At 73.7% G+C, this 21,042-nt stretch carries 20 protein-coding genes; 12 read left to right on the top strand and 8 right to left on the bottom strand.

The features are described from left to right. Window positions 1-102 precede the first annotated feature (102 nt). Window positions 103-1,770: an IclR family transcriptional regulator domain-containing protein gene (locus PV410_RS08460; protein WP_500323330.1), complete on the top strand. Its 1,668-nt coding sequence runs from the start codon at window positions 103-105 to the stop codon at window positions 1,768-1,770. 79 nt (window positions 1,771-1,849) lie between these two features. Continuing rightward, window positions 1,850-3,766, top strand: a complete 1,917-nt coding sequence (locus PV410_RS08455; RefSeq protein ID WP_500323328.1) for a M48 family metallopeptidase — start codon at window positions 1,850-1,852, stop codon at window positions 3,764-3,766. 16 nt (window positions 3,767-3,782) lie between these two features. Here PV410_RS08455 and PV410_RS08450 read toward each other — a convergent pair whose 3' ends face one another. Further along, window positions 3,783-5,177 carry a C39 family peptidase gene (locus PV410_RS08450; protein ID WP_500323326.1) on the bottom strand — a complete coding sequence of 465 codons (1,395 nt, stop codon included), beginning with the start codon at window positions 5,175-5,177 and terminating at the stop codon, window positions 3,783-3,785. Between the two features lie 292 nt (window positions 5,178-5,469). Between PV410_RS08450 and PV410_RS08445 the strand changes: the two genes are divergently transcribed. Together PV410_RS08445 and PV410_RS08440 are read left to right on the top strand one after the other, a co-directional pair. Further along, entirely contained in the window at window positions 5,470-6,642 is a 1,173-nt protein-coding gene (locus PV410_RS08445) for a sialidase family protein (RefSeq protein ID WP_500323324.1), read from the top strand. A 37-nt stretch (window positions 6,643-6,679) separates the two neighbouring features. Further along, window positions 6,680-6,949, top strand: coding sequence for a chaplin (locus PV410_RS08440; protein WP_500323322.1), 270 nt, complete (start codon window positions 6,680-6,682; stop codon window positions 6,947-6,949). Window positions 6,950-7,031: 82 nt separating this feature from the next. Here the strand turns inward: PV410_RS08440 and PV410_RS08435 are convergent, their stop codons facing one another. Genes PV410_RS08435 through PV410_RS08425 form a run of 3 tightly spaced genes read right to left on the bottom strand, consistent with a single transcriptional unit; the run spans window position 7,032 to window position 10,317 of the window. Beyond that, complete coding sequence (locus tag PV410_RS08435; RefSeq protein WP_500323321.1) at window positions 7,032-8,129, bottom strand: threonine aldolase family protein; 1,098 nt, start codon at window positions 8,127-8,129, stop codon at window positions 7,032-7,034. Next, complete coding sequence (locus PV410_RS08430) at window positions 8,108-8,872, bottom strand: SDR family oxidoreductase (protein WP_361806588.1); 765 nt, start codon at window positions 8,870-8,872, stop codon at window positions 8,108-8,110. Before PV410_RS08430 ends, PV410_RS08435 begins: the two co-directional genes overlap by 22 nt. Before the next feature lie 26 nt (window positions 8,873-8,898). After that, window positions 8,899-10,317 (bottom strand): DUF6421 family protein, encoded by a 1,419-nt coding sequence (locus PV410_RS08425; RefSeq protein WP_500323320.1) that lies wholly within the window; start codon window positions 10,315-10,317, stop codon window positions 8,899-8,901. A gap of 228 nt (window positions 10,318-10,545) precedes the next feature. On the opposite strand from PV410_RS08425, the gene PV410_RS08420 reads away from it, so the two are divergent. The 4 genes from PV410_RS08420 (at window position 10,546) to PV410_RS08405 (ending at window position 13,873) form a co-directional block, all read left to right on the top strand. Further along, window positions 10,546-11,241 carry a glycerophosphodiester phosphodiesterase gene (locus tag PV410_RS08420; RefSeq protein WP_500323318.1) on the top strand — a complete coding sequence of 232 codons (696 nt, stop codon included), beginning with the start codon at window positions 10,546-10,548 and terminating at the stop codon, window positions 11,239-11,241. Between the two features lie 99 nt (window positions 11,242-11,340). Beyond that, a complete protein-coding gene (locus tag PV410_RS08415) occupies window positions 11,341-12,252 on the top strand; it encodes an ABC transporter substrate-binding protein (RefSeq protein ID WP_500323317.1) in 912 nt (303 codons plus the stop codon). Then, the gene (locus tag PV410_RS08410; protein ID WP_500323316.1) at window positions 12,249-13,124 is read left to right on the top strand and encodes an amino acid ABC transporter permease; all 876 of its coding nucleotides are present in this window, start codon (window positions 12,249-12,251) and stop codon (window positions 13,122-13,124) included. Before PV410_RS08415 ends, PV410_RS08410 begins: the two co-directional genes overlap by 4 nt. Continuing rightward, window positions 13,121-13,873, top strand: a complete 753-nt coding sequence (locus PV410_RS08405) for an amino acid ABC transporter ATP-binding protein (RefSeq protein ID WP_500323315.1) — start codon at window positions 13,121-13,123, stop codon at window positions 13,871-13,873. The genes PV410_RS08410 and PV410_RS08405 overlap by 4 nt, the downstream gene beginning before the upstream one ends. An 8-nt stretch (window positions 13,874-13,881) precedes the next feature. On the opposite strand, the gene PV410_RS08400 is transcribed toward PV410_RS08405, so the two are convergent. Continuing rightward, window positions 13,882-14,427: a GNAT family N-acetyltransferase gene (locus PV410_RS08400; RefSeq protein ID WP_500323313.1), complete on the bottom strand. Its 546-nt coding sequence runs from the start codon at window positions 14,425-14,427 to the stop codon at window positions 13,882-13,884. 40 nt (window positions 14,428-14,467) lie between these two features. After that, on the bottom strand, window positions 14,468-15,304 hold the full coding sequence (locus tag PV410_RS08395) for a hypothetical protein (protein WP_500323311.1): 837 nt from the start codon (window positions 15,302-15,304) through the stop codon (window positions 14,468-14,470). Between the two features lie 73 nt (window positions 15,305-15,377). Here PV410_RS08395 and PV410_RS08390 point away from each other — a divergent pair, with 73 nt between their 5' ends. Continuing rightward, window positions 15,378-15,764 (top strand): VOC family protein, encoded by a 387-nt coding sequence (locus PV410_RS08390; RefSeq protein ID WP_500323310.1) that lies wholly within the window; start codon window positions 15,378-15,380, stop codon window positions 15,762-15,764. 10 nt (window positions 15,765-15,774) lie between these two features. Here the strand turns inward: PV410_RS08390 and PV410_RS08385 are convergent, their stop codons facing one another. Continuing rightward, window positions 15,775-16,938 carry a CaiB/BaiF CoA transferase family protein gene (locus tag PV410_RS08385; RefSeq protein ID WP_500323309.1) on the bottom strand — a complete coding sequence of 388 codons (1,164 nt, stop codon included), beginning with the start codon at window positions 16,936-16,938 and terminating at the stop codon, window positions 15,775-15,777. Further along, window positions 16,935-18,422 (bottom strand): aminotransferase-like domain-containing protein, encoded by a 1,488-nt coding sequence (locus tag PV410_RS08380; protein WP_500323307.1) that lies wholly within the window; start codon window positions 18,420-18,422, stop codon window positions 16,935-16,937. Before PV410_RS08380 ends, PV410_RS08385 begins: the two co-directional genes overlap by 4 nt. Here PV410_RS08380 and PV410_RS08375 point away from each other — a divergent pair. The 3 genes from PV410_RS08375 to PV410_RS08365 all read left to right on the top strand — a co-directional run bounded on the left by PV410_RS08375 (window position 18,421) and on the right by PV410_RS08365 (window position 21,039). Continuing rightward, window positions 18,421-19,326 (top strand): DMT family transporter, encoded by a 906-nt coding sequence (locus tag PV410_RS08375; protein WP_500323306.1) that lies wholly within the window; start codon window positions 18,421-18,423, stop codon window positions 19,324-19,326. The two genes, PV410_RS08380 and PV410_RS08375, sit on opposite strands and share 2 nt — an antisense overlap. 102 nt (window positions 19,327-19,428) lie before the next feature. Continuing rightward, window positions 19,429-20,028, top strand: a complete 600-nt coding sequence (locus PV410_RS08370) for a DUF5134 domain-containing protein (protein ID WP_500323305.1) — start codon at window positions 19,429-19,431, stop codon at window positions 20,026-20,028. A gap of 72 nt (window positions 20,029-20,100) precedes the next feature. Continuing rightward, a complete protein-coding gene (locus PV410_RS08365; RefSeq protein WP_499515505.1) occupies window positions 20,101-21,039 on the top strand; it encodes a M56 family metallopeptidase in 939 nt (312 codons plus the stop codon). The last annotated feature ends 3 nt before the right edge of the window (window positions 21,040-21,042 follow it).

Below are 21,042 nucleotides of genomic sequence, written 5' to 3'. Positions count from 1 at the left end.
AGTTCACAATTGCTTGTGCCCGAGTGTGATCCTCGGGCGCCCGCTCTGTCAACGTTCCGGGGCGGTACGGTTTCGACGACGTTTCGCCACGCTGGAGTGCTGATGACACCGCTGACCACCGCGACCACTCCCCCGCCGCAGGAGGCCGTCGGCCCCCTCGTCCGGGGACTGGCGGTGCTGCGCGAGCTGGCCGCGGCCGACGGCCGGCGCTCGGTCGGCGACCTCGTGCGGGCCACCGGCCTGGCGCGGTCCACGGTGGACCGGGTGGTCAGCACGCTCGTCCGCACCGGGTACCTGCGGGTCGAGGGCCGGGACGCCGTCCTCGCCCCCCGGCTGATGGAACTCGGCAACGCCTACCTCGCCGCCAGCCGCTTCCCCGACCTGCTGGGTCCGCTCGCCGACGCCCTGGCCGACGGCCTGGACGAGTCCGTGTCCATCGCCGTGCCGGACGGCGACGGGGTCCGCTTCGTCCACCAGGCGACCCGGCGCCGCGCGATGTCCCTGACCTTCCGCATCGGCGACCAGCTGCCGGCCGAGCGCGGCGCCCCCGGGGCGCTCTTCGCCGGCGACTGGGACGACGCCGGATGGGAACGGTGGCGCCACCGCCGCGCGGCGGACCCGCTGGACACCGGCTTCCCCGCACTGCCCCGCGGACACGGCGACGCCGCCGCCTCCTTCCCGGAGCGGGTCGCCGCCGCGCGCACCCACGGCTGGTCGGCGGACGACCAGCTGATCGAACCGGGACTGATCGCCGTCGCCGTGCCCGTACGGGACAGCGCCGGGCAGCCGGTGTGCGCGGTGAGCGTGGTCAGCCACACCAGCAGGCACAGCGCCGAGTCGCTGCGCGAGGCCGTGCTGCCCCGGCTGCGGGAGACGGTCGCGGCCATGGAGGACGCCCTCTCACGGCCCGCCGACGCCCCCGCCCCCTCCCCCACCGACGCGTCGCCCTCGCCCGCCGCCTGGACGCGGGCCTCCAAGCAGGAGCTCGGGCCGGAGTTCGTGGAGTCCCTGGCCCGCGGGCTCGCCGTGCTCACCGCCTTCGGCGGGGGCCGGGCCGAACTCCCCCTCACGGCCGTCGCCGAGGCCACCGGGCTGGCCCGCGCCACCGCGCGGCGCTCCCTCATCACCCTGGAGCACCTGGGCTACATCGCCTCCGAGGGCCGCCTCTTCCGGCTCACCCCGCACGTGCTGGAGCTGGGCTGCGCCCACCTGTCGCGGCTGACGCTCCCCGAGATCGCCCTGCCCCATCTGATCGAACTGGTCGGGGCGGTGCACGACTCCGCGTCGATGGCGGTGCTGTCCGGCGAGCACATCCAGTACGTGGCGCGCGTGCCCACCGTCCGCATCATGAGCGTCAACATCACGGTCGGCACCCGCTTCCCCGCCTACGCCACCGCGATGGGGCGCGTCCTGCTGGCGGGGCTGCCCGCCCGGGACCGCGCGGCACACCTCGCGCGCACCGGCTTCGCACGGCTGACCCGGCACACCGTCACGGACGCACCGCGCCTGGCCCGTGTCCTCGACGAGGTCGCCGCCGAGGGGCACGCCCTGGTCAGCGAGGAGCTGGAGGAGGGCCTGCGGTCCATCGCCGTCCCCGTCCGCGACCGCGGCGGCCGGGTGGTGGCCGCGATCAACGTCTCCATGCACGCCAGCCGCCGCTCCGTGGAGCAGTCGCGTTCCGAACTGCTGCCCCCGCTCCTCGAGGCCGCCGCACGCATCGGCGACGACCTGTGCGTGGTGGGCCGTTACGCGCGCGTACCGGTCGGCTGAGGGGCCTGTGGACAAGTGGTCCACGCCGTCCGCGAGCGGGCATCATCGAGGGACACGGGGGACGCGAGGGGGGTGACCGATGAGCGCGGTGTGGGCGTCGTTACGGGCGCTGTTGGCGATCGTGCTGCTGGCGGGTCTGGTCGTGCTGATCGGCGGGCTCGGGCTCGGCGTGCTGGGTCTGCTCGGCCTCTTCCTGCTCGCGGCCCGGGACGGTCACGCCGACCTCGCCATGCGCGGTGTCATCGTCGCGGCGGCCGCCGTCCCGCTGCTCCTGAGCATCGTCCAGGGGCTGGGCGCGATCACCAGGGCGCCGCCGCTGCGGGCGGACGCGGTACCGGTGTCCCGCGAAGAGGCCTCCGCGCTGTGGGAGTTGGCCACCGGCATCGCCTGGCAGGTCGGGGCGCGCCCGCCTGACGTGCTGCTGCTGACCGGGGACGTCAACGCGTCCGTGTCCGAGGACGGGGCCGCGCTGGGCCTGCTGTCCGGGCAGCGCCGGCTCCACCTGGGCCTGCCCCTGCTGGCGAGCCTCACCCACGCGGAGCTGAGGGCCGTGCTGGCCCACGAGTTCGGCCACTTCTCCCACCGTCACACGCGCTTCGGGGCCGTCGCGTACCGGTGCGACGCCGCCCTGGCCACGACCCTCGGCCAGTGGAACACCGGGACGAGGTGGTTCTCCCTCCCGCACCTCGTGGTGCGCGGCTCCGTACGGCTGTACGCGCTGGTCTTCCGGTGGCTCACCTTCGCGGTACGACGCCGCCAGGAGCTGGAGGCGGACCGCACGGCCGCACGCCTGGCCGGGCACGAGGTGACGGCGTCGGCGCTGCGCGCGACGCACGGCACCGCGGTGGCGTGGCGGAGGTTCCAGCAGGAATGGCTCGATCCGGCCGCACTGGTGGGGATGCACCCCGACAACCCCTACCTGGCGTTCCGTTCGCTCCTCGGCGAGCTGGGCGTCCGGCGCGTACCGGTGGACGACGACCGCGTCCGCCCGCACCGGCGCGACTCGCACCCGCCGCTCGGTCTCAGGCTGCGCCGTCTGCGGGAACTCGACGTCCCGCCCGGGGAGGACGACGGGAGCGGCGCGCTCCGGCTGCTCCCCGGGGACGTGGGACGTGTGCTCGGGGAACTGCGCGGTCCGCTGGCCCACAGCCGGACGACCGTCCCGTGGGAGCGCTGGATCGAGCTCTCCGCCAACCGCGTGGCGGGCACGCGTGCCTGGGACCTCCTGCGTGCCGCGTCGCGCGCGACCGGCGAGCGGCTTCCGGGGCTGGACACCGTGCTGCGCCTGCTCGCCGACGACGGACCGGGCGCGCTGGCCCGGGAGTTCGACGGCACCGGCGAGGAGCTGGCGCAGTCGCTGCACGCACTGGTGGGCCACACCTTGCTCCGGGAGGGGCGGGCCGCCTGGGTCCCCCTGTGGGGCGGGAGCACCCGCCTGGTGTGCGACGGCCTGGCCGACGACGGGCTGCGCGTGCTCGTCACGGAGGCGCTCTCCGAGCCGCCCCAGCTCGACCGGCTGCGCCTCCACCTCACGCTCCTGGACGTGGACCCCGACCGCTCGGGACCGCCCGATCCGGCGCATCCGTGGCTGGCGGAGGGACCGGGCGACGCGAAGGAGCCGTCGTTCCAGGGATGGCGGTTCACGACCGTGGTGGACCCCGACGCGGAGCAGCAGAGGAAGCACCAGACCCGCGTCGGGCTCGTGACGGTCGGCGCCGCCGCCCTCGTCGGGATCGTCGTGGCGATCGCCGGCGGCGGCGACGGCACGACGCCGCCGCCCGGCGGGACGCCCTGTCACGTCGTCAACGGCAGCCTGGAATGCGGCCCGGGCCTACCCGGCGCGACCGGCTACCAGCCGGCCCAGGACTGGCGGACGGCCTTCCCCTCGTACCGCCCGACCTACCCGATCTACCCGACCCACCTGCCGAGCCTGCTGCCCGTGCCGAGCATCAGCTTCTCGCTGCGCCCGCTCGCACCCGTACCCTCCGGCGGCTGACCCCGCCCGCCGGGGCCTAGAGCACCCCGATCCGCTGCAGGGCCCGGGCCTGGCGGCCCGAGGGCCGCAGGGGCCAGTAGAGGTAGCAGACGCCGCCCGTGCCGCTGCGCAGCTGCCCGTCGGCGGTGTAGCGCTTGGTCCTGAGCCAGATGGTCTCGAACTGCGACCGCTTGTAGACGCGGCGCACCGAGGCGTCGTCGGGGCTCGCGGGGTCGTTGGCGATGACGTCGCCGTCGGCGGTGAAGCCGATGACGCACATCAGGTGCCCGGAGGTCCCGTACCCCGCGCCGTCGAGTTCGGAGGCGAGGAAGGACTGGGACGTTATCACCGGGATGCCGGCCCTGATCAGCAGTTCGATGTCGTTCAGGCCGCGCAGCCGGGTGATGACGGCGACCATGTCGTGGTACGTGGCCGCGTAGGCCGCGTTGAACGGCCAGTTGCCGCAGCCCTCGTACTGGCTGTCGTAGGTGTAGCGGGCGGCGTGGTCGACCTGGGGGTCCGCGTAGGAGGGGTCGACCCAGGCCAGGTCGGCGGCGGCCGGCTCGCGGCCCCAGTACTCGATGACCATCTGGGAGCCCGTCGGGCTGCACCAGGCCTCGCCACCGTTGTCGTACTGCGGGTACTGACCCTTGTGGATCTCCTGCGAGTAGCGCGGCACGGGCAGTTCGACCCCCCTTCCCACGCCCGGCACGGAGGCCGGCACCGTGAAGCGGTCCGGGACGTCGGAGGCCATGGCGCCGAGCCGCCAGACGGTGGGGGTGACCCGGGAGCCGGGGGTGCGCAGCAGGGTGAGCCGCAGGCGGTACGAGGCGAGCCGCAGGCCCGAGGCGGGGTCGTCGACGGAGAGGGTGTCGGTCCAGACGCTGCTCCTGCCGTCGCTCTGGTCGTCGACGGAGGTGCGCTTGATGTCGGCGTCACCGGAGGCCCATCGGCCCATCACGTACCAGGGGGACCGGCTGCCGTCGGTGTACGTGGCGCCCAGCTCGACCTGGATCCAGGTGCCGGGTGGCGTACGGGCGTTCCAGGAGGCGACGATCTCGGTCGCCGGGTGCCGCGGGGTGTGCTCGGGGGAGGTCCAGGTGGCGGTCTCCCAGGTGGCGGTGATCCGGGTGTGCGGGTCGGTGTACTCCATCGTGCCGGTGGGCCGCAGGATCGCCACGCCGGGGCGGGGACCGGGTACGACACCGGTGCCGGAGCCCCGTCCGCGGTACCAGTCGGCCCATCGCGTCCAGGCCCGGTACTCCACGGCGGCCGCGTCGCCGTCGTGGGCGCCCGGCCTGCCCACCACGTCGTCGGCCAGGTCGCAGTCGTCCGCGCCGGACGCGGCGAAGGCCCGCGGGGCGGTCGTCGCCGCGGCTGCCGCCGCGATGGCGGCGGCCAGCACCGTACGACGTGGGGTCGGTCGGGTCATGGCGGGTGTCCCCCTGTCATGGGCATGGACGACAGGTGCACAACTATCGCTCCACGCGGGCTTTTCGACCAGCGCCCCCGAAAGGATCCGGGCAAGTTCATTGGTCGATACCTCTGACACAGACAAGGGCGGGACCCGGTAAACCGTCAAGCATATCCGCCGCTGTTTCGGCCTAATTCCTCATATTGAACTACCGGAAAGACGTCGAACGGAGTGTCATACGGCGACCCGGGACGACCGGTGAGAATGTGGCGCCGCTGGCCGACCGCACGCCGTCCGGAGGAATCGCCCGATGACACTCGCCGCCGCCAGGGGCAGACGCACGCTGGCCGGCCTCGCCCTGCTGCTCACCGGGGCCGCCGGGTGGCAGGCGTCCGCGGGCGGGGCGGCCACACCGCTCCCGGCCGCCTGCGCGACGTCGGTGCCCTTCCGGTCCGGGACGCAGGGGTACCACACCTTCCGCATCCCGGCGGTCGTACGCATCGGCGGGACCACCGTCCTCGCCTTCGCCGAGGGGCGCCGCAACTCGGGGGCGGACGACGGCGACATCGACGTCGTGCTCCGGCGCTCCTACGACGGCGGCTGCACCTGGGAGCCGCTCCGGACGATCGCCGACGCCGGTACCGAGACCTTCGGCAACCCCGCCCCGGTGGTGGATCCCCGCACCGGGCGCGTCGTGCTGCTGATCTGCCGCGACACCGGCCCGGAACGGCTCGTCTACGAACTGCACAGCGACTCGGGCGGCCTGACCTGGTCCCCGCCCCGCGACATCACCTCCGAGGTCAAACCCGCCAACTGGCGCTGGTACGCGACGGGTCCGGGGCACGCCATCGCCCTGAGGAGCGGCCCGCACGCCGGACGTCTGCTGGTGCCCGCCAACCACACGTCCGTCCTGGCCGGCGTGACGGTGCACGGCGCCCACGCGCTCTACAGCGACAACGGCGGCCAGAACTGGCACATCGGCTTCGTCCAGGCGCTCCCCGGCGACTGGCTGAACCTCAACGAGAGCACGATGGCCGAACTCCCCGGGGGCCGGGTCTACGTCAACAGCCGTGACGACCGCGGGTTCTCCGCTCCCACCCGCGCCGACGCCTACAGCTCCGACGGCGGGCTCAGCATCGACGGCATCTTCCGGCCGCAGGGCGCCCTGGAAGGTCCCGAGGTGCAGGGCAGCGTCCTGCACACCCGGGACGGGGCGCTGCTGTACTCGGGCCCGGCCGACCCCGCGAAACGCCGCAGGATGACCCTCCGGGTCAGCGGGGACCAGGGCGCCTCGTGGACGTCCGAACCCCCCGTCAGCGAGCGTCCCGCGGCCTACTCCGACCTCGTCGAACTCGCCGACGGCACGGTCGGTCTGCTCTACGAGACCGGGACCACCTCCCCGTACGAGTCGTTGACGTTCGCCCGGTTGACGCAAGGCCCGAACGGGTGGATTCCCACATCCGGTGCCATCACGGGTCGTTGATCAGGGTCCACAGAGCGATCGTCCACAAGGAGAACGAATGATGCGCATCGCGAAGGCCGCGGCCCTGACCGCTGTCGCCGGCGCCACCGTGATGGGTGCCGCAGGCGCCGCCGGCGCGACCGACCACGGTCGCGGCCACGACCACGGCGGTGCCTCGGCCCAGGCCGCCGCCGTCGGCTCGCCCGGTGTCGCCAGCGGCAACGTCATCCAGATCCCGGTCAGCGTGCCGATCAACCTGTGCGGCAACACCATCAACGCCATCGGGCTGCTCAACCCCGCGCTCGGCAACGTCTGCGTCAATTCGTGATCCGCCGCCCCCACGAGGGGCGCGGAAAGAACGCACGGAGGGGCGTACGGGAAATCCCGTACGCCCCTCCGGCTTTTCTGATTCAGGCGGAATGGGCGGCCATTTCCTCGGCCAGCGCCGCCGCGAAGGAATCCACGTCGTCCTCGGTGGTGTCGAACGAGCACATCCAGCGGACCTCTCCGGTCGACTCGTCCCAGAAGTAGAAGCGGTAGCGCTTCTGCAGCCGTTCGCTGACCTCACGCGGCAGCCGCGCGAAGACCGCGTTGGCCTGGACGGGGCGGACGACGGTGACGCCCTCGACGGCGCGGACGGCCGACTCCAGGCGCCGGGCCATCGCGTTGGCGTGACCGGCGCTGCGCAGCCACAGGTCACCGGCGAGCAGCGCCTCGAACTGCACCGAGACGAAACGCATCTTGGAGGCGAGCTGCATGGACAGCTTCCGCAGGTGCTTCATCGCCCGCACCCGCTCCGGGTTCAGCACCACGACGCACTCGCCCAGCAGCAGCCCGTTCTTGGTGCCGCCGAAGGAGAGGACGTCCACGCCCGCGTCGGTGGTGAACTCCCGCAGCGGCACCCCGAGGGTGGCCGCGGCGTTGGCGATCCGCGAGCCGTCGAGGTGGACGGCGAGGCCCCGTTCGTGGGCGTGGTCGCAGATCGCGCGGATCTCCTCGGGCGTGTAGCAGGTGCCCAGTTCGGTGGACTGCGTGATCGAGACGACCTGCGGCTGCGCGCGGTGCTCGTCGTCGAAGCCCCAAGCCTCCCGGTCGATCAGCTCGGGGGTGAGCTTGCCGTCCGGGGTGGGCACGGTGAGCAGCTTCAGGCCGCCCATCCGTTCCGGGGCGCCGCCCTCGTCCACGTTGATGTGGGCGGAGGCGGCGCAGACGACCGCGCCCCAGCGCTCGGTCAGCGCCTGCAGGGCCACGACGTTGGCGCCGGTGCCGTTGAAGACCGGGAAGGCCTCGGCCCGCGGGCCGAAGTGGCCGCGGAAGACCTCCTGCAGGTGGGCGGTGTAGTCGTCCTCGCCGTAGGCGACCTGGTGGCCGCCGTTGGCGAGGGCGATCGCCGCCAGCACCTCGGGGTGGACGCCCGCGTAGTTGTCGCTGGCGAAGCCCCGGACCTCGGGGTCGTGGTGCCGGACCGCGTCGGTCGACGGTGCGGTCACGGGCGGGGTGTCAGCCACTGGCGGGTTCCGTTCACTTCCTCGGCGGGCCGGGTCCACACATCGGCGATGGCGTCGGCCAGGTCGGTCACATCGGTGAAGCCCGCGAACTTGGCGTTCGGGCGCTCCTTGCGCATCTGCTCGTGCACCAGCGCCTTGATCACCAGCACGGTGGCCGCGGCGGTCGGGCCCTGTTCCCCCGCGAGCTTGCGGAAGGAGTCGCCCATCGCCAGCGTCCACGCCTCGGCGGCGGCCTTGGCCGCGGCGTACGCGGCGTTGCCGGCGGTCGGCTGGGAGGCCCCGGCGGCGCTGATCAGGACGTAGCGCCCGAAGGGGCTGGAGAGCAGCCCGTCGTGGAAGGCGAGCGAGGTGTTCTGGACGGTGCGGATGAGGAGCTTCTCCAGGAAGTCCCAGTCCGCGAGGTCGGTCTCCTGGAAGGAGGCCGAGCCGCGCCAGCCGCCGACCAAGTGGACCATGCCGTCGATCCGGCCGTGCTCCTTCTCGATCCGGCCCGCCCACTCGCGGGTGGCGTCCAGGTCGAGCAGGTCGACGATGTCCCCGGTGATCCCGGCGCCGCCCGCGTCGAAGCGGGCCAGGTCCACGGCCTCGGCGAGCCGCTCCGGGTTGGCGTCCGCGGCGATGACCCAGGCACCGGCACGGGCGAGCCGCTGCAGGGTCGCGCGTCCGGCGGGGCCGCCGGCCCCTGCCACCGCGATCACGGCTCCGGCCAGGGGTCCCCTGGCCGCCTCGTTGGCTTCCGTCATCTCCGCCGCCTCCTCGCCTGGATCGGTCACGCGGCCACCTGACCCGTGCCGCGGGCCGTGATGCCCTTGGTCGAGGCGATCACATCACGCAGCTTCTTGGCCAGGGCCTCGTAGAACATGCTGAGCGGAAATTCGTCCGGCAGCACGTCGTCCACGAGCTTCCGCGGCGGCTGGTCGAGGTCCAGGGCCTCCGGGCCCTTGGCCCAGACCGAACCGGGGTGCGGCGAGAGGTAGCCGGCGACGAGGTCGTAGGCGGCGAACCAGTGCACGAGCTTGGGGCGGTCGATGCCGTCCCGGTAGAGCTTCTCGATCTCGGCGCACAGCTGGTTGGTCACCTGCGGGGCGCGCTGCCAGTCGATGTGGAGCTTGTTGTCCGTCCAGCGTACGGCGTCGTGCTTGTGCAGGTACGCGAAGAGCAGCTGGCCGCCGAGGCCGTCGTAGTTGCGGACGCGGTCGCCGGTGACCGGGAAGCGGAAGAGGCGGTCGAAGAGGATCGCGTACTGGACGTAGCGGCCCATGCCGTGGCCCTCGGCCTCCAGCTTCACGGCCTCCTTGAAGGTCGTGAGGTCGCAGCGCAGCTCCTCCAGGCCGTACATCCAGAACGGCTGCCGCTGCTTGATCATGAAGGGGTCGAAGGGCAGGTCGCCGTGGCTGTGCGTGCGGTCGTGGATCATGTCCCACAGCGTGAAGGTCTGCTGGCTGAGGTCCTGGTCCGCCAGCAGTTCCTCGGCGTCCTCGGGGAGCGCGAGACCGAGGGTGTCCACGGCGGCGCGGCTCACGGCGCGGAAGCGGGCGGCCTCCCGGTCGCAGAAGATGCCGCCCCAGGTGAAGCGCTCGGGCGCCTCGCGGACGGCGACGGTCTCGGGGAAGAGCACCGCGGAGTTCGTGTCGTACCCGGGGGTGAAGTCCTCGAAGGTGATCGGCACGAAGAGGGGGTTGTCGTAGCGGGTGCGCTCCAGCTCGGACAGCCACTGCGGCCAGACGACGCGGAGCGCGACGGCCTCCAGGTTGCGATCCGGGTTGCCGTTCTGCGTGTACATCGGGAACACCACGAGGTGCTCCAGGCCGTCCTGGCGGTCGGCCGCGGGGTGGAAGGCCAGCAGCGAGTCGAGGAAGTCCGGCACCGCGAAGCCGCCCTCGGCCCAGCGGCGCAGGTCCACGACCAGGGCCTCGTGGTAGGCCTTGTCGTGCGGCACGAGCGGGGAGAGGTCCTCGACGGCGCGGACCACCCGGTCCAGGGCGCTCTCGACGGCGGCGCGCCCGGGCGCGCCCTCCGCGGAGAAGTCGACCGAGCCGTCCTTGCTCTGCCAGGGACGGATCTCCTCCACCGCCTGCTTCAGGACCGCCCACGCCGGATGCCGGACAATACCGCCGCCGGACACACCGGTCTCGCTGGTGGCTGCGCTGTCCATCGATGCCGCTGCCGGCGACAGAATTTCCGTCATGACCCCTCCTTCACTGAAGAACCTCTTGTCGGCCCACCGTATATACGGCAGCTTCTCCCGTTCAAGTGGAGGCGGAGGAGATTCTTCCGCCGGAAGGGCCCCGGACCGTGGATCTTCCTGCGGGCTGCCGCGCCGTTCATCCCGTGTTCGGCCCTGTGCCGCAAGGGGCCGCTAGGCTGCCAGCGTCCCGTCGATCACCCGCAGCACCCAGCACGGAAGCGATCCCCCTTGAGTTTTCTCACCGTCGGCCATCGCGGTGTCATGGGCGTCGAGCCCGAGAACACCCTCCGCTCCTTCGTCCGCGCCGAGCGCGAGGACATGGACCAGATCGAGCTCGACCTGCACCTCAGCAAGGACGGCGCCCTGATCGTCATGCACGACGTGAAGGTCGACCGCACCACGGACGGCTCCGGGCCGATCGGCGACCTCACCCTGGACGAGCTGCGCGAGCTGGACGCGGGCGCCGGTGAGCGGATCCCGGTGTTCGAGGAGGTCCTGGACGCGGTCACCAAGCCGATCCAGGCCGAGATCAAGGACGTCGCGGCGGCCCGCGTACTGGCCGAGGTGATGCGCGAGCGCGACCTGGTCGAGCGTGTCGACGTGCTGTCCTTCCACGACGAAGCGCTCGCCGAGATCCGCGAGTGCCTGCCCGACGTGCGCACCGTGCTGGTCGCCCAAGGCCCCATGGGTGCGGAGATCGTCACCCGGGCGCAGGCGGTCGGCGCGAAGCTCGTCAGCCTGAGCCTGCGGCGGATCAGCCTGGCACTGGTGCAGGAGTGCCACCGCGCGGGGATCTCGGTGATCGCCTGGACCGTGAACACCCCGGCGGACCTCGCGCTGGCACGGGCCCTCGGCCTCGACGGCGTCGTCACCGACATGCCGGCCGTCAAGCGCGCGGTCGAGGGCGGCCTCACCGACTGGTGACCCGCCCGCCCCGCAACACGCCCGACACAACCGTCCGGCATGCGGGATCCGGCCCCGATGTCGTGGACATCCGGCGCCCGGCGGTGCCAATGTCCCGCCATGCGTACCGCATTCGCCCTCCGGGTACCCGCGCGCCTCACCTCCGCCGCGGCGGTCCTCCTCCTCGGCCTCACCGCGGCGGCGTGCGCCCCGCAGGAGGACTCCGCCTCCGACGGCCCCTCGTCGCCCGCAGGTTCCGCCCCGGCCTCGGCCGGGGCGTCCTGCGCGGCGGGCAAACTGGACACCCGTACCGCGGACGTCCTGACGATCGGCACCGACAACCCCGCCTACGCCCCCTGGTTCCAGGACAACAAGCCGGCCAACGGCAAGGGGTACGAGTCCGCGGTCGCCTACGCGGTGGCGAAGCGGCTGGGCTACGACAAGGGCGCCGTCACCTGGCGGACGGTCGCCTTCAACAACGCCTTCGCCCCCGGCGCCAAGTCCTTCGACTTCGACATCAACCAGGTTTCCGTCACCGCGGACCGCCGCAAGGCCGTGGACTTCTCCTCCGGCTACTACGACGTGCGCCAGGCCGTCGTCGCCCTGAAGGACTCCCCGGCCGCGAACGCCACGGACGTCGCCGCGCTGAAGAAGGTCAAGCTGGGCGCCCAGGTCGGCACGACGAGCCTCGACCTCATCAACGACGAGATCAAGCCGGAGCGCACCGCGGCCGTCTACCAGAAGAACGACCTCGCCGTCGCCGCCCTCAAGAACGGCCAGGTGGACGCCATCGTCGTCGACCTGCCCACCGCCTTCTACATCACCTCCGCGGAACTGGACGACGCCAAGGTCGTCGGGCAGTTCGCGACCACCGCCGGCGCACAGGAGCAGTTCGGCCTCGTCCTGGACAAGGGCAGCCCTCTCACCGCCTGCGTCACCGAGGCCGTCGACGCCCTGCGGGCGGACGGCACGCTCGCGAGGCTGGAGCAGCAGTGGCTGTCCGACGCGGTCGGCGCACCGGTGCTCAAGTGACGCTCGGCGAGGAACTGCACAAGGACGCGTACACGCCGTCGCAGCGGCGCCTGGAGCGGGAGCGCCACCGGCGGGCCCGCACGCGCCGCGCGACGGCGATCGCCGCGACGAGCACCCTGGTCACGGCGGCGGTGCTCTACCTGGGCATCACGGGCTCCCCCGGCTGGCCACGGGTCCGGGAGACCTTCCTCAGCGGCCACTACGCGCGCCTCGCCCTGCCGAAGGTCCTCGACGGCCTGCTCCTCAACCTGCGGCTGCTGGTCGTCTGCGGCGCGATCGTGCTGGTCCTCGGCCTGCTGCTGGCCGTGGTCCGGACGCTGCGCGGTCCGGTGTTCTTCCCGCTCCGGGCACTGGCGGTCGCGTACGTCGACTTCTTCCGCGGCCTGCCGCTGATCATCTGCCTGCTGGCGGTGATCTACGGGGTCCCGGCGCTGCGCCTGCAAGGGGTACCCACGAACCCGGTCGTGCTGGGCGGCGCGGGCCTGGTGCTCACCTACTCCGCCTACGTGGCCGAGGTCTTCCGGGCGGGCATCGAGAGCGTCCACCCGAGCCAGCGCGCCGCCGCCCGCTCGCTGGGGCTGAGCGGTGCGCAGACCCTCCGGCACGTGGTCCTGCCGCAGGCCGTCCGGCGTGTCGTGCCACCGCTCCTGAACGACCTGGTGTCCTTGCAGAAGGACACCGGCCTGGTCTCCATCGCCGGGGTGATCGACGCCGTCTACGCGGCGCAGATCATCACCAGCCAGACCTTCAACTACACGCCCTACGTCGTGGCCGGACTGGTCTTCGTGGCGCTCACCATCCCCATGACCCGGTTCACCGACTGGGTCACCGCGCGCATGAACCGGCGCCAGTCACAGGGAGGCACCGTATGACCGAGGCACCCGTCCTGCGGCTGGAGTCGGTCCGCAAGGGCTTCGGCGGCTCCCTCGTGCTGCGGGACGTGGACCTGGAGGTCCCGCAGCACACCGTCACCGTCCTGATCGGCGCGTCCGGCTCGGGGAAGTCCACGCTGCTGCGCTGCGCCAACCTCCTGGAGGAGGTCGACGACGGCGCGATCTTCCTGGACGGCGAGGAGATCACCCACCCCCGGGCCGACCCGGACGCGGTCCGGCGGCGCATCGGCGTGGTCTTCCAGGCGTACAACCTCTTCCCGCACATGACGGTGCTGGACAACATCACCCTGGCGCCGCGCCGCGTGCACGGCGCCCCCCGCCGCGACGCCGAGGCGCGCGCCCACGAGCTGCTCGGCCGCCTCGGGCTCGACGGCAAGGCGCGTGAGTACCCGGACCGGCTCAGCGGCGGGCAGCAGCAGCGGGTGGCGATCGTCCGGGCGCTGGCGGTCAGGCCACGGCTGCTGCTGCTCGACGAGATCACCGCGGCGCTCGACCCCGAACTGGTCGGCGAGGTGCTGGGCGTCGTCCGGGACCTCAAAGAGGACGGCATGACCATGCTCATCGCCACCCACGAGATGGGCTTCGCCCGCGAGGTCGCCGACCAGGTCTGCTTCCTCGACGGCGGCGTGGTGCTCGAACGCGGCACGCCCGCCGACGTCTTCGGCGCGCCCGCGCACGAGCGCACCCGGCGCTTCCTGTCGCGGATCGTCGAGGCCGGGCGGTTCTGAGGCGGCCGTCAGCCGAGCTGCTTGACCAGCAACTCGAAGGCGAGGTCGTCGCGCGTGGGCAGCCCGAACCGCGCGTCGCCGTACGGGAAGGGGCTGGTGCGGCCGGTCCGCGCGTAGCCCCGGCGCACGTACCAGGCGATCAGGTCCTCGCGCTGCGTGATCACCGTCATGTGCATCTCGTCCGCCGCCCACTCCTCGCGGGCCCGCCGCTCCGCCTCGGCGAGCACCAGCTTGCCCAGACCGCCGCCCTGCAGGGCCGGGCGCACGGCGAACATCCCGAAGTAGGCGTGCCCGTCGCGGTTCTCCAGCTGGCAGCAGGCCACGACGACGCCGTCCGTCTCGACCGCGAGGATCAGGCTGCGCTCGCCGTCGATGACGGCCGCCACGCCCTCGGGATCGGTGCGCTGGCCCTCGAGCAGGTCCGCCTCCGTCGTCCACCCGGTGCGGCTGGCCTCGCCGCGGTACGCCGACTCGATCAGCGCGACCAGGGCGGGGACGTCCTCACGGGTGGCGGTGCGGAAGACGGGGCGGGCGACGGGCTGCGCGGTCTCCATGGCGGGGGTGTCCTCTCTGCGGCGGCGGCTCGTCCCGAGGCTAGCCGGTCGTGTCCGGAGGCGGCACGAAACCCCTGGCCCGTACGTGCCGCACGAACTCCTCGGGCGGCGCGCACCCGCGCCGGCGCACCCACTGCTCCCAGGCCAGGTCCCACGTCCAGGTGCCGTCGGTGGCCCGCCCGAGGCGGACGTACTCGTACGGCCCCTCGGAGAGCGGATCCGGAGCGGGGCTCACGGCCATGACGAGGACCCGGCCCCCCGCGAGGTAGTCGGCGAGCGGCTCGCGCAGTTCCCCGGGCAGGCTCCCCGGAACGAGGAGTACCTGACGGCCCCTGCCGCGGCCGACGCGGGCGGGAGCGGCGGTACGGACGGGGTGGCCTTGGGCGGCCGGGTTGGCGGGCCACCGGCGTCCGGGCGCGGTGGGCACGAGGCGCCCCTCGCCCGTAGGCGGTTCCCCGGCCTCCAACGTGACGGCGAACCCGCCCTCCCTCAGACGGGCGGCCAGCAGCGCCGTCTCCGGCTCCGTTCCGCGCTCGCCCTCCCCGGCGAGCGCGCGCAACCGGCCGCGGACCTCGGCGAGCGGCACGCCGAACACCTCGCGCACCGTCTTGAGCGCACGCGCGCCCGCGGCGCCGGGGAGCGGCTCGGCGCGGAGCACCACCTCGCCGTGCGCGGCGGCCAGGGCGGCGCTGACGTACTCGGGGACCTCGTCGCGGCCGCACTCCACCTCGGCGGACCCGCACGCCTCGCAGGCGCCCTCCACGCTCCAGTGCGCCACGCCGTCGATGACGCAGACGCCGGCGTGGTAGCCGGCCTCGGCGCCGCAGCGGGTGCAGGTCCTGAACAGCGGGGCGATCGCGCCGGGGCCGTGGTCCATGCGGGGCAGCCTCGCGGACGCGGGGGCGCCGTGTCAGCCGGTTTTCCCGGCGGCGCGTGGGTAGCTTCGGGCCGTGACGAACGTACTGAGCAGCAGGATCCTGCTCCGGCCGACCGATCTCGAGAGGTCCCGCGTCTTCTACCGCGACGACCTGGGGCTGGCGGTCTACCGCGAGTTCGGGCCGTGGGAGGAGCGCGGCACCGTGTTCTTCCTGGGCGGGGGCTTCCTGGAGGTCTCGGGGCACGCCGACGGGCCGCCCGCCCCCGGGCTCCAGCTGTGGCTCCAGGTCGAGGACGTGGCGGAGTGCCACCGCCGGTTCGCCGGGCGCGGGGTCCGGATCGTGCGGGAGCCCGTGAAGGAGCCCTGGGGGCTGATCGAGATGTGGATCGAGGACCCGGACTCCGTACGGATCTGCGTGGTGGAGGTCCCCGCGGACCACCCTCTGCGCTACCGGGGGTAGGGCTCCGCGGTCACGAGTCGAGCCAGGCCGTGATGGCGTCGGTGTGCTCGCCCAGGCGGGGCGGGCGGCGGTCGTAGCGCGGCGGGGTGCGGGAGAGGCCGATCGGGTTCGCCGTGACGTCCAGGGCGGGTCCGTCGCCGTGCAGCGTGGCGCGCGGGGCGAGCCCGAGCCGTTCGGCGAGGCCGAAGGCCTGGGCCAGGTCGTTGACCGGGCCGCAGGGCACCCCCAGCGGCGTCAGGCGGTCGAACCACTCGGCCGCGGTGCGCCCGCGCAGCGACCGGCCGAGCCGCTCGGCGAGTTCGCCGGCGTGGGCGACGCGGTCGGCGTTGGAGACGTAGCGGGGGTCGCGGGCGAGCTCCGGTGCGTCCAGGCCCTCGCACAGCGCCGCGAACTGCCGGTCGTTGCCGACGGCGACGACCAGGGGGCGGTCCGCGGCGTGGAAGACCTCGTACGGCGCGATGGAGGGGTGGCGGTTGCCCAGGATGCCCGGCACGACCCCCGCGAGGGTGTAGCCGCCCGCCTGGTTGACCAGGCTGGACAGCAGGCAGGAGAGCAGGTTGACCTCGACGTGCTGTCCCTCGCCGGTGGCGTCCCGGTGGCGCAGTGCGGCCAGCACGCCGATCGCCGCGTGCAGGCCGCTGAGCACGTCGACGAGGGCCACCCCGGCCTTGACCGGCTCCCCGGGGCCGGGCCCGGTGACGCTCATGAGGCCGCCGACCGCCTGGATCAGCAGGTCGTAACCGGGCAGGGCGGCGCCTTCGCCGGTGCCGAAGCCGGTGACGGAGCAGTAGACGACACCGGGGTTGAGGGACCGGGCCGCGTCGTAGCCGAGGCCGTACTTGTCCATGGTGCCGGGGCGGAAGTTCTCGACCAGGACGTCGGCGCGGCGCACCAGTTCCGCGGCCCGGCGGCGGTCTGTGGCGTCGCGCAGGTCGAGCGCGACCGAGCGCTTGTTGCGGTTGACGGACGGGAAGTAGGTGGACTCCCCGTGCGCGTGGGGCGGCCCCCAGGCCCGGGTGTCGTCCCCGGTGTCCGGGTGCTCGACCTTGATGACGTCGGCGCCGAGGTCGGCCGGCAGTATCGTGGCGTAGGGCGCCGCCAGGACGCGCCCGAAGTCGGCGATCAGCACGCCGGACAGGGGTGCCGCCGGTGCGGGGACGTCCGTGCCGGTCATCGGGCCACCCCGTCCCTGCCCATCCCGTCCGTGCCCACCCCGTCGACGCCGGTCTCGGAGCAGGCCGCGGCGAACCGGCGGACGCCCTCGGCGATCTCCTCGGTGCCGCTGGTGTCGGCGAAGCTGAGGCGGACGTACGGGGCCGGCGCCTCGGCGGCGAAGTAGGGGCGGCCGGGAGCGACGGCGGTGCCGGCGCGCAGCGAGGCGGCCGCGAGGGCGGACTCGTCCGTGCCGTCCGGGAGCCGCAGCCAGAGCTGGTAGCCGCCGACCGGGACGCGGACACGGGACATCAGGCCCGGCAGTTCGCGGTGGAGGGCGGCGAGCATCGCGTCACGGCGGTCGCGCAGGCCCGCCGAGACGGCGCGCAGATGGCGGGGCCAGGCGGGGGCGCCGACGAGTTCGAGGGTGGCCTCCTGCAGGGGGCGCGGCACGAAGAAGCTGTCGACGATCTGGATGGCGCGCAGCCGCTCCATGACCGGGCCGCGGGCGACGAGGGCGCCGACGCGCAGGCTGGGCGAGGTGGGCTTGGTCAGCGAGGTGACGTGGACGACGGCGCCGTAGGGGTCGTCCACGACCAGGGGCGGTGGCGGTTCGGCGCCGTGGCCGAGGCGCCGGGCGAAGTCGTCCTCGACGAGGAAGGCCCCTGCGGCGTGGGCGATCTCGGTGATCCGCCGGCGGCGGTCGGCGGCGAGGACGGCGCCGGTGGGGTTCTGGAAGAGCGGCTGGCAGAAGAAGACCCGGGCACCGGTGGCGGCGAAGGCGTCGGCGAGCAGGTCCGGGCGCACGCCGTCGTCGTCCATGGGGACGGGGACGGGACGCAGCCCGGCCGCGCGGGCGACGGCCATGGCGCCCGGGTACGTCGGCGACTCGACGAGCACCGGCGAGCCGGGCGGGGCGAGCGCGCGCAGCGCGGTGGTCAGCGCGGCCTGGCCGCCCGCGGTGACCAGGACGTTGGCGGGGCCGAGGGTGCCGCCGGGGCCGCCGACCTCGCGCGCGAACCAGGCCCGTAGCGCGGTCAGTCCCTCCAGCGGCGGCATCTCCCAGGCGCCGGGGCGGCGGGCGGCGCGGGCGAGCGCGGCCCCGAGCGCCTGCTCGGGCTGGAGCGAGGGGTGCAGGTAGCCGCTGTTGAAGGCGATCACACCGGGCGGCGGGACGGCGAGGCTGGCGGTCACGCCGGAGGCGTCGACGACCCTGGGCGTGGAATCGCCGTGCTCCTCGACGGTGAGGGCGACCTGCTGCCAGGAGGTGTCGACCGGACGCGGGCCGTCGGCGACGCGCTGGGCACGGTAGGCGCCCGCGCCAGGGCGGGTGACGACCAGGCCCTCGGCGGCGAGCGCGGCCAGGGCCCGGGAGACCGTGACCGGGCTGACGCCGAAGCGCTCGACGAGGACACGGCTCGACGGCAGCTTCTCGCCGGGCGAGTAGCGGTGGAGCTCATCCCTCAGAGTGTCCGCAACATTTCCCGAACTGCTACCGTTGGTCATGACAGCACACAATAGCGCTACCGCCGCCCCGTCGATAGCGGTCGGGAGCCGTACAGGTGGCACCGCGCTCGCCGGGCTGGGCGTCGCCGCCTTCTCGCTGACCTTTCCCGCGACGCACTGGGCGCTCACCGGGCTCGGCCCCTGGTCCGCCACCACCGTCCGGGGTGTGCTGGCCGCGGCCGTGGCGGGGGCCTGTCTGGCCGCCGCGCGGGTGCCGCTGCCCGACCGCCGGCACTGGGCGGGGCTCGCGGTCGTGGCGCTCGGTGTCGTCCTCGGGTTCCCCCTGCTGACCACCCTGGCGCTGCGCACCACCGACACCTCGCACGCCGCCGTCGTCGTGGGCGCGCTGCCGCTGGTCACCGCCGTGCTGGCCGCCGTACGCGTCGGGACGCGCCCGTCGGTGCCCTTCTGGTCGGCCGCGGTCGCGGGCGGGGCGGTCGTGGTGTGCTTCGCCCTGTGGCAGGGCGGCGGCTCCCTGACCACGGGTGACCTCTTCCTCTTCGCGTCGCTGCTGGTCTGCGCGGCCGGTTACGTCGAAGGCGGACGGCTGGCCTCGGTCATGCCGGGCTGGCAGGTCATCGGGTGGGCGCTGGTCGGAGCGCTGCCCCTGACCGTGCCGGCGGCGGGGGTGGCGCTCGCGCTCGAGCCGGTGCATCTCGGCGGCCGGGCGGTGGCCGGGCTGCTCTGGGTCTCGATGGTGTCCCAGTTCCTCGGGCTGATGGTCTGGTACCGGGGCATGGCCGCCATCGGCGTCGCGCGGGCCAGCCAGTTGCAGCTGGCCCAGCCGTTGCTGACGCTGGTCTGGGCGGCCGCGCTGCTCGGCGAGGACCTGGGCGCGCTGACCGCACCCGCGGCGCTGGCGGTCCTCGTCTGTGTGGCGGTCACCCAGCGGGCCCGCAGCTGAAGCGGGGGCGGCACGGCCGCGCTCCCCCGGTACGCCCGTGCGCTGGAGTGTGCGCCGCCGGGTCCGGGCATCCTCCGGGGAGGAACCGAAGGAGGGCCGCTCATGCACGGACCGCCGCTGGTGGCCTGGCTGCTCGTGGTGCTGGGCGCCGCCACGGGGGCGTACTGCCTGTTCCGCACCCGGCGCGGCTGCCCCGGCACCGGACCCGACCAGCGTCGGGTGGCGCGTGCGGAGGCGCTGATGGGGATGGGCATGGCCGTGATGGCGGTGCCGGTGTCCGTCCTGGATCCGCCGCAGTGGGTCGCCGCGGCCTTCGGTCTGGTCTTCGGTGCGGCGGCGGTGCGCGCGCTGCTGCTGGCCCGGCACGACGCGCACCATCTGCACCATGCCGTCGGCGCGGGGGCGATGGTCTACATGGCGGTGGCCATGGCCGAGGCGGGCACCGCGGGTGCCGCCGGCGGCGCGGCCCACGCGGGTCACGCGCCCGCGGGCACGCCCGCGACGACCGGGCTGCTGCTGGCGTACTTCGCGATATACGTCCTGGCGGCGGGCGTCCGACTGCTCTCGGTCCCCGTCACCGTCACGGCGGCCGGTGCGGCTCCGGCGGGAGGAGTCGTGCCGGTGGCGCACGCGCCCGAACTGGCCTCGGCGTGCCGCGTGTCCATGGCGATAGGGATGTTCGCCATGCTCCTGACGCTCTGACGGCAGTGAGGCGCGTCACTTTCCCCTCGAAGAACGTACCCGTGTGCGGTGACGCCCTCATAGTGTGGCGGCATGACCGTCCCGCTCGCGCTGCTCCTGCTCGGTGCGGTGGCGGCCGCCATGGCCCCACGCCTGCTCACCCGCGCCACCTGGCCCGAGCGGGAGCCGGTGCTGGCCCTGTGGGTGTGGCAGTGCGTGATCGGCGCGGTCCTGCTGTGCCTGTTCCTGGCCATGGCCCTCAGCGCCTCCGCCACGTGGACCTGGCTGCGCGAGGGACTGTTCGCCTTCGCCCCCCATGACGTCGTCGACGCCTACGAGCTGCCCGGTTACGGGCCGTGGGCGGGTTATCTGGCGGTCCTGCTGGCCTGCGGCGGCATCTGGACGGCGGCCATGCTCGCCCGGGAGATCCGCAGGGCCGGCGCCCGGCAGCGGGCGCGCCGCGCCGAACTGCGGGCCCGCTCGCCGCGGCTGCCCGGTGAAGCCGCCGCCTCCGACGAGCGGCTGGTCGTCCTGGAGAGCGACCGTCCGGACGCCTGGTGGCTGACCGGCCCGCGGCCGCAACTGGTCATCACCACGGCTGCCCTGCGTCGCCTGAAGGGGCGTCAGCTGGACTCCGTCCTCGCCCACGAGCAGGGCCACGCGCGGGCCCGGCACGACGTCCTCCTGCACAGCGCCGGCGCGCTGGCCTCGGGCTTCCCGCAGGTGCCGGTCTTCGCCGCGTTCCGTGACCAGGTGCACCGGCTCGTCGAACTCGCCGCCGACGACATCGCCTCACGCCGCTTCGGGCGGCTCACCACCGCCCTGGCCCTGGTCGAACTCAACGAGGACCGCGGCGTTTTCGGCCCCTGCCCGGCACCGGACGCGCAGGTCCCGGTCCGCGTCAACCGGCTGCTGGACCCCGCGCCGCGGCTCACCCGCCTCGGCCGCGCCCGCGCGTCCGCGTGCGCGCTGCTCATCCCGGTCGTGCCGTTGCTCGTGGCCTTCGGCCCCGGGATCGGGGCGCTCACGTAGCCT

Origin of the sequence: Streptomyces sp. PA03-5A, assembly GCF_033792725.1 — a bacterium.
In the GTDB taxonomy this organism is placed as follows: Bacteria; Actinomycetota; Actinomycetes; order Streptomycetales; family Streptomycetaceae; genus Actinacidiphila.
This window is presented reverse-complemented; position numbering and strand designations above follow the sequence as displayed.

What these genes read in the sequence shown, in the direction of transcription:
- PV410_RS08460 (WP_500323330.1), top strand. Translation starts at nt 103, where the DNA reads ATGACACCGCTGACCACCGCGACCACTCCCCCGCCGCAGGAGGCCGTC.
- PV410_RS08455 (WP_500323328.1), top strand. Translation starts at nt 1,850, where the DNA reads ATGAGCGCGGTGTGGGCGTCGTTACGGGCGCTGTTGGCGATCGTGCTG.
- PV410_RS08450 (WP_500323326.1), bottom strand. Translation starts at nt 5,177, where the DNA reads ATGACCCGACCGACCCCACGTCGTACGGTGCTGGCCGCCGCCATCGCG.
- PV410_RS08445 (WP_500323324.1), top strand. Translation starts at nt 5,470, where the DNA reads ATGACACTCGCCGCCGCCAGGGGCAGACGCACGCTGGCCGGCCTCGCC.
- PV410_RS08440 (WP_500323322.1), top strand. Translation starts at nt 6,680, where the DNA reads ATGATGCGCATCGCGAAGGCCGCGGCCCTGACCGCTGTCGCCGGCGCC.
- PV410_RS08430 (WP_361806588.1), bottom strand. Translation starts at nt 8,872, where the DNA reads ATGACGGAAGCCAACGAGGCGGCCAGGGGACCCCTGGCCGGAGCCGTG.
- PV410_RS08425 (WP_500323320.1), bottom strand. Translation starts at nt 10,317, where the DNA reads ATGACGGAAATTCTGTCGCCGGCAGCGGCATCGATGGACAGCGCAGCC.
- PV410_RS08415 (WP_500323317.1), top strand. Translation starts at nt 11,341, where the DNA reads ATGCGTACCGCATTCGCCCTCCGGGTACCCGCGCGCCTCACCTCCGCC.
- PV410_RS08405 (WP_500323315.1), top strand. Translation starts at nt 13,121, where the DNA reads ATGACCGAGGCACCCGTCCTGCGGCTGGAGTCGGTCCGCAAGGGCTTC.
- PV410_RS08400 (WP_500323313.1), bottom strand. Translation starts at nt 14,427, where the DNA reads ATGGAGACCGCGCAGCCCGTCGCCCGCCCCGTCTTCCGCACCGCCACC.
- PV410_RS08395 (WP_500323311.1), bottom strand. Translation starts at nt 15,304, where the DNA reads ATGGACCACGGCCCCGGCGCGATCGCCCCGCTGTTCAGGACCTGCACC.
- PV410_RS08385 (WP_500323309.1), bottom strand. Translation starts at nt 16,938, where the DNA reads ATGACCGGCACGGACGTCCCCGCACCGGCGGCACCCCTGTCCGGCGTG.
- PV410_RS08375 (WP_500323306.1), top strand. Translation starts at nt 18,421, where the DNA reads ATGACAGCACACAATAGCGCTACCGCCGCCCCGTCGATAGCGGTCGGG.
- PV410_RS08380 (WP_500323307.1), bottom strand. Translation starts at nt 18,422, where the DNA reads ATGACCAACGGTAGCAGTTCGGGAAATGTTGCGGACACTCTGAGGGAT.
- PV410_RS08370 (WP_500323305.1), top strand. Translation starts at nt 19,429, where the DNA reads ATGCACGGACCGCCGCTGGTGGCCTGGCTGCTCGTGGTGCTGGGCGCC.
- PV410_RS08365 (WP_499515505.1), top strand. Translation starts at nt 20,101, where the DNA reads ATGACCGTCCCGCTCGCGCTGCTCCTGCTCGGTGCGGTGGCGGCCGCC.